We start from the raw sequence: 10051 nt of genomic DNA, 5'->3' as shown, positions 1-10051 counted from the left end.
CCCATCCTGCACTTGATGGTGGCTGTGCGCAGGGCGTCCTCGGACGCGCCGGTTTCTTGTTTCCCCGGTCGACTAACCTGCGTACAGCTGCCTCCCATCGTTTAGTCGCGAGCGGGTGATGGCTCCAACTATAGGAAGCAAGACAATGGCAAAAGATACTCCGAACCCCCCTGATACGAACGAGCACGTCTCCCGTGCTCAGTCTGCCCGCAACAAGAAAATCGACGACGCTGCCACGCGAGCGTTGGATTACTACCTGAAGCCTAAGCCTAAGAGCGAAACGTCTGACAAGTCGGACTCCATTTTACGGATTGACCCTGGGGTTGATTCTGAGTGTTTGCTTGCCAATCTCAGTGAAAACCTGGCTTCGGCCAATGCCATGATCAATGATTTGGCATTTGGTCTTGAGGGAACACGACGGCATTTTGCGTTGGGGATTTTGCAGGTAATTGAGGTGAGTGAGCTGTTGGCGAATCGGGCTTTGGATATTGTTGAGGTGAGGTAGAAGGGCGAGGCATTCGCGCTTTGAGAGGAAAAAAGGTCTTGCTCAGCAAGGCCTTTTTTCGTGAGAACTCGCGGCAATGGGCGTCAGGTATGGGAGCGCCGAGGGTTCGTCGCTCAATTTCGGCTGTGAATTTCATTTAATCGCTAATGTAGATCACGATCACGGCAGCGCCTAGGCCGGTAACTATGCGGGCTGGTTTATTAAATCGCTATTGTCGATAGCGCTTGTCGCAGTGTGTTTTGCAAGAAGCGCAGGTCGGCAACGAACAGCTCTTTATCCGCCCAAACGCAGTTGCTGGCTCTTAATCATAATGAGTTCAAGACTTACGACTGATCTTCTCAACGGGTGGTGGCTTGTTTGGATGCGTTGGAGGCGCGTTGTTTATTCTTGCGATTTGGATCTGGGGGCGGCTGACGTTGTCTTGCGCCATTGCCTACAACTACGCCAGAATCCGCCGGCTTGTGCGTCTTGGAGGGCGTCGGTAGTTTGAATCCGTCACTGCTCATCAGTGATCGGGTTTCGCAGCCCGGACTCTATAGGCGCACAACGACACCTTCGAAAGCAGATCGCCCGTGTCTGTGATTTCGTCAGAGGTGGCTGTGCGTGGGAGACCCTCGGGTCTGCCGGTCCCTAGAGTCCCGGTCTGCGAACCCGCGTACAGCTGCCACCCCAACTTCGTTTCGCAGCGAAGGGTGGTAGCTCCAACAGACTCTAGGAGCTTTACCATGGTCAAAATTACACCGAACCCGCCAGCTACCGACGAAACCGTATCCCGCGTTCAGTCGGCTCGTAACAAGAAGCTTGATGAGGCTGCTGATCGGGCTTTGGATTTTTATCTGAAGCCTACGCCGAAGAAAGAAACGTCTGACAACCCCAGCAGCATCTTTCGTATCGCGCCTGATGTTGATTCGGAATGCCTGCTTGCTAGCCTCAGCGAAAACCTGGCTTCGGCGAATGCCATGATCAGTGATTTGGCGTTTGATCTGGATGGATCGCGACGGCGTGTTGCGATGGGGATTTTGCAGGTGATTGAGGTGAGTGAGGTGTTGGCGAATCGGGCTTTGGATATTGTTGAGGTGAGGTAGCAAGGGGGCGCTTACCCCAGATATGAAAAAAGGTCTTGCATGGCAAGGCCTTTTTTTGATCGGGCTTCAGGGGCGAGCGACCTGTCAGGAGCGCCAACTGAGAATTGTGCAAGTACCTCTTGCACAATTGACGGGCAGCTCGTCAAATCGGGCTAATTGCTGATCAACGTAAATCGTGCAGCGACATGCTGAGCAATTACCCGAGCCACAGCTTCCCGCTTCTCATCCTTATAGGGATGGGGTTGTAACGGCACCATTTCATCAATCGGAGCTGCATCGCTTAACCTCCCATCGAGAGGATTTGCTACCCGGCGCGCAATCACGGACTATACGGATACACATTTGTGTATCCAGGATTTTCCTTGTCCCATGAGTAGCAAAGATGTCGGATTACGCATTCGCGTAGAAAAAACTCTGCGGGAAGCGTTCCAAGATGCGTGTCTGGCCGAAGATCGTAAAGCTTCGGAGGTGCTGCGTGAGTTCATGATGTGTTATGTGGAGCGGCATGAGCGTGGTCAGGGAGCCCTGTTTCCGGGTCCTGGCAGGACGGAAAAGCGGAAATAGATTGAGATCACTGAGTATTCGGTGAAAGCGGTGAAGGCAGCGGCTGCAACCGCTGCCTTCACCTAACCAACCGCTACTGATTGGAGTAGAGATATGGCTGTTGAGCATGATATGACGATTGACACAAACGGTAAAAATGTTCGTGCGAGAGCATCCATTCGCCGTAGAGACCCCGATCCGCTAATTGACCCGCTCAGTGGGCAAGTGGTCGCAGTGACTTCCCGTCGCACCATCGATCTTTTTTGTGGTGCGGGAGGGATAACTGAAGGGTTCCGCCAAGCGGGTTATGTCAGCCTGTATGGCAATGATGTGATGCCGGAGGCCGTAGAGACATTCAAATTTAACCATCCAGAAGCAATCGCTGATTGCCGTCCTATCGAAGAGGTGGACCCCGCTCTGGTCCGGGCTCAGTTGGGTTTGGAGAGAGGGGAGCTAGATGTACTTGTTGGTGGGCCGCCCTGCCAGGGCTTTTCCATTAATGCACCAGATCGGTTTCTAGAGGATCCGCGCAATAAACTGTTCAAGCATTACGAGCGGTTTCTTGAAGAGTTTATGCCTCAAGCATTTGTTTTTGAAAACGTACCAGGCCTTCTATCCATTGGAGACGGCCAGGTGTATAGACAGATCGTCGAAATTTTCACGAGTTTAGGCTATCACGTCACTGCAAAGATTCTATTTGCAGCCCACTACGGGGTTCCTCAGGAAAGATGGCGGCTAATCCTACTAGGTTCCTTAACTGGTGAAATTGATCACCCACTTCCATCTCACTACGCTATAGGTCGCGCCAATTTCAGAGGCGGGAATACAATGACCTTTCAACTGACTGAGAATGATGCGAAAGCATTGGCCCCAGCCGTTACGGTTCGAGCGGCGATTGGTGATCTTCCGAAGTTGGAAATGGGCGGTGGAGCGGAAGTCATTCAATATGACTCACAAGCAGTTAGTGAGTTTTCTGAAAGCATGAGAAATCCTTCTGGTGAAACCTTTAACCACTATGCTGCCAAGCTATCCAAGCAAAACGCTGAGCGGATGAGGCATGTACAACCTGGCGGATCTTGGAGGGACATACCGCATGATCTGCTTCCGAAGGGTATGCAGCGTGCACGCCGCTCTGATCACACTAAACGTTATGGCAGGCTTCACCCAGAGAAGCTTTCAGGGACTGTTCTGACGAAATGCGATCCACACTGGGGGACAGTTTTTCTTCCCGATCAGGACCGAACCCTTACAGTACGAGAGGCCGCTCGTTTTCAGTCCTTTCCTGATACGTATAGATTCCTTGGGTCTAGAGTTTCTCAGTATGAGCAGGTCGGTAATGCCGTGCCCGTATTAATGGCAAAAGCAATAGCGGAAAGAATACTTTTGCATTTTGAATCTGTTTCTGTATTGCCCATCCCTAGACAGCACCAAAAGGAACTTGCATTTGGCTAGCCGCATTATAGAGTTTTTTGGATATGCGCCCACAGACATGTCTGAGATAGCCCGCCAAGCGCGGGCTGGGTTCTATTGTCCGTTTATTAAAAGCACCTGCCAAAAGACTTTGAATAATGGTGAGCCCAGTGGGGTTTGCACGCTTAAACCATCGACATCTGGTCCGGTAATATGCTGTCCGAATAGATTGTATTCTGATGAATATAGAATTCTTTCGGACGTTGCAAAGGTCGCTTTCGGTGGCGAAGTTGAGCTTTTTAAAGGAAATCTTGCAAAAGATGGCGTCGTTTCAGAAGGCAAAATAAAAGTCGCCGTTTTTGGAAAGCGTTGGGGTAAGGAGCTTCGTCTACCTAACCGCGGAAAGTCAGGCGGTTATTTTGTGGATTGGGTTTTAGCTCAAATAAATGAGCAAGGCGAACTGGTCGATTTTGTCGCGATCGAAGTTCAGTCAATTGATACAACTGGTAATTATCAGGAAGAGCGGCGAGCGCACCTCGGGGAAGATGGCTTTTTGGGTTCCAGTACCGCGGGATTCAACTGGGAGAATGTCAATAAGCGTATCCTTCCCCAGCTTATCTATAAAGGGCATGTACTTCGCCGTGAAAGACTTTGTAGGCATGGACTGTTTTTTGTTTGTCCAAAGCCAGTGTATGAAAAAATTAGAGAGCGGCTCGGGGGCAACCTTTACGAATATGCACTTCAACCAGGTTCGCTATCTCTCATGTGGTATGACATCGGTCAGGAAGTTGAGAGTGGAAATATTAGAGAGTTGAAGGCTGAAGGTGTTTTTACTACTACAGTTGATCAAGTAGCAAATGCTTTTACTTCCCCTAGTAATCTTCCTAAAGAAAATGTGTACAGGGATGCGATTCTCGCGCAGCTCTAAGCTGTCGTGGAAGCCGGCTGTAAAATAATTTATACAAGGGCCGGCTGGTGGCCGGCGATTTTAACGACCTGTTAGGTTGGAAACGTAATTAGCTGTAGTAGTTATAGGTGTTGGACGCGGGATTCATCACGCCTTCAACGCCAAAATCCAATAGGCCCTTTTTTAGTGCTTGGTATATAAAATAGAAGCTGGGCAATTTTAGTAGCTTTTTTCCGTGAATTTTTTGTTTTGCCAGTTCAGATAATATGTTGTTTCTGGAGACGTTGAATGGGAAGTTTTGGTCCCGATTGTAGCCCCAGTTTTTCAATAGTTTTCCTCTAATATTGATCGCTTTGTAGATTGAGGTTACGAGCCAACCGTCAAGGTTTTTTAGCTGAGCTTCGTTGTTTATTAATGGGTAAAAGCTCATGACTCCTTTGAAAAATATTCTATTGCTGGCTCCATTGATGTAGTTTGCAATCATTTGGTCTGTTAAGTCGCCGTAAAGATAACGTCTGATTTCCATCATAGCGCTAACAAGATTCTCGTCTTTATTGTTGGCTGGTATTTTTAAGGCAACGAGCTTTGCGCCGCGTAGCGGTTGAATTAGGTGTTTGTAAAGTATGTAGTTAATTTGTCTCTTTATTTTATTTTCGGAGGTTTCTTTTATTGAAATGTTGTCGGTGGAAACTGAGTAACCAAGGAACTCGATAGAGGGAGTACTCTCCATTTCTACTTTCATGGTTTGCTTGCAAAGCAATCGTATCCCTTTTGATTTCTCCAAATTTATAGCAATTCCAGCATCAAAAGAAAAATTGCTTATTATTTGGGACGCCTTGCTGATCTTGTCGTAGTCTTTTGACCATATAATTGTATCGTCTGCGTATCGCGCAAAGCGTAACCCCGCTTGTTCCAGTTCCCTGTCCAGTCGCCAGCATACGAGATTTGCTAGGAATAAAGAGATGGACGTTCCTTGTGGAATTCCTTTTCCGCTTGTGCCTAGAAACGATCGAATCACTTGGTTTTCGTGAGCGCTTATTAGAAAGCCATTTTTATTGAATTGATCAAATAAATAATTATGGTCAATGCTGTCAAAAAATTTTGAGAAATCGAATTCGGCTACATATATTCTTGAGTTTTGGTTTAATTCGATTCCTATGTCTTGTATGGCGAAATGTACGTTTCTATCGTTACGGTATGCATAGGAAAATGAGCTGAAGCGGTGCTTATTTTTTCTTATTAGTTGTTCGTAAATCATTCGAGATACAGCGGCATCAGGTATTTGATATATTGTTACGGAGCGATGTCCTCCGGATGATTTTGGAATCTGTTTTATAATTGGGTTGTGGGGGGAGTACGTGCCAGCCATGATTTTTTTTGCAATGGAGTTGGCAATCTGTTTTTTGTTTTTTTGAACATAGAAAGGATTGAATTTTCTATCATTGATCCAGTAGCTTGGGATCTTAACCTCTTTCGTTCCAGGACTTACCAGTCGCCTGGTTTTTCTTTCATGTTCAAGTTGAAGGGCGTTGTGATAAGCATGCTGTCTTTGGGAGAGTTTTAATGCTTCTGCTTCTATCAGGTCGATTAGCTTATTTTCCAAGCTCATTATTTTTCTCCATAAAAAAGCCCGACGTTAGTCGGGCCCACGGGTGCAACCACGTAAAAGTAAGTCGCTAGATTCGGTGGCAATAAGCTTTATCTCGACACCGGCCATATCTCTGAGTACGTCCCAGAGTACCAGGGCACCCGCTTGTCTCCTGAAGACATGTCCCGATTCCATCATCTCTAGGTCTGGTAGGTCAAGATATTTTGATATCGCTGGATATTACAGCCATCGCGTTAGGGCTGGCTCAAAATTGGGCCAAGAATGGTTCCAATTTATTTACAGGCAGAATCGTTGATATTTAAGGATTTTTTGCATTAAAAAGCCGGCTTATGGCCGGCTTCTCGTTGACTAACTCAGTTCGTTTTTGACAAACCTCACCAGCCTTCAAAACGTACATCCGGCTCTTGCGGCCGGCTGTGGGACTTGGTCAGAAAGTGATCTGCCTTGTCGGTGCGAGGCGTGGGCTCGCAAATGTGGGGCGGAGGATACGCGGGTTTTTGGCAGAATCCCAGTGGTAAGTGGTGTGGAATCATTGGGTTAGGGGGATTCAGGGTGAAAAGCAGGGGCTGCTGCGCAGCCCAGCGGGAGCAAGCTCCCTCGCCACAAAAGCTCTTCACCATAAAGCTCCTCGGCACGAGGCGCTTTGCCTGTCTTTCCGTTCGGGTGGGTTAGTCGTACACCGGCGGTCTCTGTTTGTTGAGGGTGGACCACCAGAACACCCAGCCGATCACCCGTATGTTCTGCGCCTCGATCTGTTCGGCGCTGAAGACTTCGTCCGGGTAAGCCGCGCTGTTGTGGCTGCGCAGGCGCAGGCGGTTGCCGGGGATGCGGTGCAGGTATTTGATGCGGAGCATGCCGTCGTGTTCGAGGGCGTAGATTTGGCCGTCGACGATTTGGGTCAGGCCGCGGTCGATGGCGAGGGTGGAGCCGTCGGCGATGCGTTCGGCCATGCTGTCGCCGACCATGGTGGTGCAGATGGCGTCACTGGGGTTTATTTCCAGAGAGTCGAGGTGGCTGCGGGGCAGGCGGATGGATTGGTCGGGGATTTCGGTGATGTGGGTTTTGGTTTCGCCGGGGGCGATGGGGACTTCCTTGTAGAAGGGCAGTTCAATGTCCGTGGGTTCTACCACGCTGTAGACGCCTTGGACTTCGGCGGCGTCGTAGGTGGTGCCGGGGCCCAGGCCCAAAGGGGTTTGCGGGCCTTCGCCGTGGGCGAGCCATTCTGGGCTGACGGTCAGCAGGCTGGCGATGCTGTGGATGCGCCGGGGTGGGATGCCACGGTTGAACCAGTTGTTCACGTGCTGGGATTTCACGCCGTATAACTTCGCGAAGTCGGCGGAACGGATATGGGCTTCTTTTAGAAGGGCTCTGAAGCGGTCGCCACTGGAGATCTTTTTCATAAACGGAAAGTTTAGGGGCGACGATGTTTTCGGCAATAAACAAGTCGTGCAAATATATAAGACGATCTTTCCGTTTGCAGGATTTGAAAGGCGCGGGCTAAACGCAGTTAAACAGTGTTAATACGATTTTGTATTAAGAACCATTAAGACATAAAAAACCCCGGGGCAAACCGGGGTTCTTTATCAAGTTTGTTTCAGCCTTTGTAGGCGGCAACCGACTTGGTGATCGCTTCGCGGGCGGCGTCTGCACCGGCCCAGCCTTCGATCTTGACCCACTTGCCTTTTTCGAGGTCTTTGTAGTTCGCGAAGAAGTGCTCGATCTGCTGGATCAGCAGCGGTGGCAGGTCGGTGTATTCCTTCACGTCGACGTACAGTTGCGACAGTTTGTCGTGTGGCACTGCGATGACTTTGGCATCGCCGCCGCCGTCGTCGGTCATGTTCAGGATGCCGACTGGACGGGCGCGGATGACCGAGCCTGGGGCCACTGGGTATGGGGTCACGACCAGCACGTCGAGGGGGTCGCCGTCGTCGGCCAGGGTGTTGGGGATGTAACCGTAGTTGGCCGGGTAGAACATGGGGGTGGCCATGAAACGGTCAACGAACAGGCAGTCGCTGTCTTTGTCGATTTCGTATTTGATCGGGGCGTGGTTGGCCGGGATTTCGATCGCGACGTAGATGTCGTTCGGCAGGTCTTTGCCAGCCGGAATCTTGCTGTAGCTCATTGGGCGGTGCCCCCGTTAGTTGACCAAATGACTGGTCGGATTGACCAAAAAGTGGCGGCGATTATAGGCATATTCGGCCGCTGATGCCACGTTACCAGGGTCGTAGAGACCTTAGTATGACGCCTGATAGACCGGATCTTCGGCCTGAAGTTGCCGCAGCCGGGCCAAAGGATCCTGGCGGTAGAAGGCCTTGAGCTGTTCATAGACCTTTGGATAGGCCTGGTGCAGCAGGTCCGGGGCGCTGAAGAAGTATTCGCTGGTGACGGCGAAGAACTCCGCCGGGTTTTCCGCGGCGTAGGGGTCGATGAGGGTTTCTGCGTCGGGGTTCTGGTCCAGTTGGCGGTCGAGGTCGTCGAAGGCTTGTTGCATGGCTTCGGCCCAGTCGCTGACGCGCATGTCGGGGTGCAGGGGCGGCAGGCCGTTGGCGTCGCCGTTGAGCATGTCGAGTTTGTGCGCCAGTTCGTGGATCACCAGGTTGTAGCCGTCCCAGCCGCCGCTGGCCATCACGCCGTCCCAGGCCAGGATGATCGGGCCTTGGGGCCAGGCTTCGCCGCTGTGTTCGCCGTCCCATTCGTGCTCGATGCCGCTGGCGTCGCGGTAGCGCTGGGGGCTGAGGAAGTCGTCGGGGTAGAGCACGATTTCGTGGAAGCCCTGGTACCAGTTCAGTTCACCCAGGTGCATCAGCGGCAATTGGGCCTGCGCGGCGAGCAGCAGGCGTTGTTCCTGGTGCAGTTCGACGCCGGGCAGGGCGGTGAGGTGTTTGTCGTGCAGGAACAGCACGCAGGCTTCCCGCAGCCACTGGTCCTCGGCGGCGCTGATGCCGTCGAGGAAGCTCAGTTGATGACGCACGCGTTGCCAGGTTTCGTCGGGGACGGGGTGTTTGGCGAGGGTGCGCTGGCGGCGCCAGTTGCTCAGGGACCACATGGGCGATCAGGCTTTCGAAGCGCGCTGGCTCAGTTTGCTGCGCACCAGGCTGATGATCATCGGCAGCAGTGACACCAGGATGATGCCCACCACCAGCAGCGACAGGTTTTGTTTGATGAAGGGTACGTTGCCGAAGAAGTAACCGAGGGTCACCAGGCCGCCGACCCAGAGGACGGTGCCGAGGACGCTGAAGCCGAAGAAACGCAGGTAATTCATCTTGCCGACGCCGGCGACGAAGGGGGCGAAGGTGCGGATGATCGGCAGGAAGCGCGCCAGGGTCACGGTTTTGCCGCCGTGTTTGTCGTAGAAGTCGTGGGTTTGCTGCAGGTAGTCGCGGCGGAAGATTTTCGAGTTGGGGTTGCTGAACAGTTTTTCGCCAGCGGTGCGGCCGATGAGGTAGTTGGTGCTGTCGCCGAGGATGGCGGCGAGCATCAGCAGGCCGCCCAGTAGCAGTGGGTCCATGGCGCCACCGGCGGCGACGGCGCCGGCGATGAACAGCAGGGAGTCGCCGGGCAGGAAGGGTGTGACCACCAGGCCGGTTTCACAGAAGATCACCAGGAACAGGATGGCGTAGACCCAGGTTCCGTAGTTGGTCACCAGCATGTCGAGATAGACGTCGAGGTGCAGGATGAGGTCGAGGGGGTTGAAATCCATGCATAACACCTGTGGTGGTGGCCTGGCTCGGCAGGCTTTGGGTCGGGCTTGGAGTGGCTACAGAGTGTGTAGCTTTTTCTTACAAGCCGGGAAGAGCGGCATTATACGGGGTGAAGGGCGGGGAGCGGGGTGAGTTTGTAGCTAGGGATTTCGACGGTGTGCGATTGAGTGAGGGCTCTTGTGGCGAGGGAGCTTGCTCCCGCTGGGGCGCGAAGCGGCCCTGAATCAGCCGGCTCGGACAATCTGATGCACCGCGTGCTTAGGTTTTGGGGCTGCTTCGCAGCCCAGCGGG

The 10051-nt window shown here is 52.2% G+C and carries 9 protein-coding genes; 4 read left to right on the top strand and 5 right to left on the bottom strand.

Annotated elements, in window-relative coordinates:
* Nucleotides 1–145 precede the first annotated feature (145 nt).
* The 4 genes from BLO97_RS30290 to BLO97_RS30270 all read left to right on the top strand — a co-directional run bounded on the left by BLO97_RS30290 (nucleotide 146) and on the right by BLO97_RS30270 (nucleotide 4471).
* A complete protein-coding gene (locus tag BLO97_RS30290; protein ID WP_063324204.1) occupies nucleotides 146–505 on the top strand; it encodes a DUF6124 family protein in 360 nt (119 codons plus the stop codon).
* A 725-nt stretch (nucleotides 506–1230) separates the two neighbouring features.
* Nucleotides 1231–1590, top strand: coding sequence for a DUF6124 family protein (locus BLO97_RS30285; protein WP_092349795.1), 360 nt, complete (start codon nucleotides 1231–1233; stop codon nucleotides 1588–1590).
* A gap of 657 nt (nucleotides 1591–2247) precedes the next feature.
* Nucleotides 2248–3585, top strand: a complete 1338-nt coding sequence (locus BLO97_RS30275) for a DNA cytosine methyltransferase (protein ID WP_256572488.1) — start codon at nucleotides 2248–2250, stop codon at nucleotides 3583–3585.
* Nucleotides 3578–4471: a NotI family restriction endonuclease gene (locus tag BLO97_RS30270; RefSeq protein ID WP_092349789.1), complete on the top strand. Its 894-nt coding sequence runs from the start codon at nucleotides 3578–3580 to the stop codon at nucleotides 4469–4471. Before BLO97_RS30275 ends, BLO97_RS30270 begins: the two co-directional genes overlap by 8 nt.
* An 88-nt stretch (nucleotides 4472–4559) precedes the next feature.
* Here the strand turns inward: BLO97_RS30270 and BLO97_RS30265 are convergent, their stop codons facing one another.
* The 5 genes from BLO97_RS30265 to BLO97_RS30245 all read right to left on the bottom strand — a co-directional run bounded on the left by BLO97_RS30265 (nucleotide 4560) and on the right by BLO97_RS30245 (nucleotide 9759).
* Nucleotides 4560–6059 (bottom strand): reverse transcriptase domain-containing protein, encoded by a 1500-nt coding sequence (locus BLO97_RS30265; protein WP_092349786.1) that lies wholly within the window; start codon nucleotides 6057–6059, stop codon nucleotides 4560–4562.
* A gap of 668 nt (nucleotides 6060–6727) precedes the next feature.
* The gene (locus tag BLO97_RS30260; RefSeq protein ID WP_092349783.1) at nucleotides 6728–7459 is read right to left on the bottom strand and encodes a LexA family transcriptional regulator; all 732 of its coding nucleotides are present in this window, start codon (nucleotides 7457–7459) and stop codon (nucleotides 6728–6730) included.
* A 194-nt stretch (nucleotides 7460–7653) separates the two neighbouring features.
* Complete coding sequence (ppa, locus tag BLO97_RS30255) at nucleotides 7654–8181, bottom strand: inorganic diphosphatase (protein WP_003205933.1); 528 nt, start codon at nucleotides 8179–8181, stop codon at nucleotides 7654–7656.
* Between the two features lie 111 nt (nucleotides 8182–8292).
* Entirely contained in the window at nucleotides 8293–9105 is an 813-nt protein-coding gene (locus BLO97_RS30250) for a M90 family metallopeptidase (protein WP_092349780.1), read from the bottom strand.
* Between the two features lie 6 nt (nucleotides 9106–9111).
* Nucleotides 9112–9759 (bottom strand): DedA family protein, encoded by a 648-nt coding sequence (locus BLO97_RS30245; RefSeq protein WP_063324210.1) that lies wholly within the window; start codon nucleotides 9757–9759, stop codon nucleotides 9112–9114.
* Nucleotides 9760–10051: the final 292 nt, after the last annotated feature.

It is taken from the genome of Pseudomonas sp. NFACC05-1, from assembly GCF_900100135.1.
GTDB classification, from domain to species: domain Bacteria; phylum Pseudomonadota; class Gammaproteobacteria; order Pseudomonadales; family Pseudomonadaceae; genus Aquipseudomonas; species Aquipseudomonas fluorescens_Q.
The sequence above is the reverse complement of the archived record's forward strand: the minus strand, read 5'-3'. Positions and strand labels throughout refer to the sequence as shown.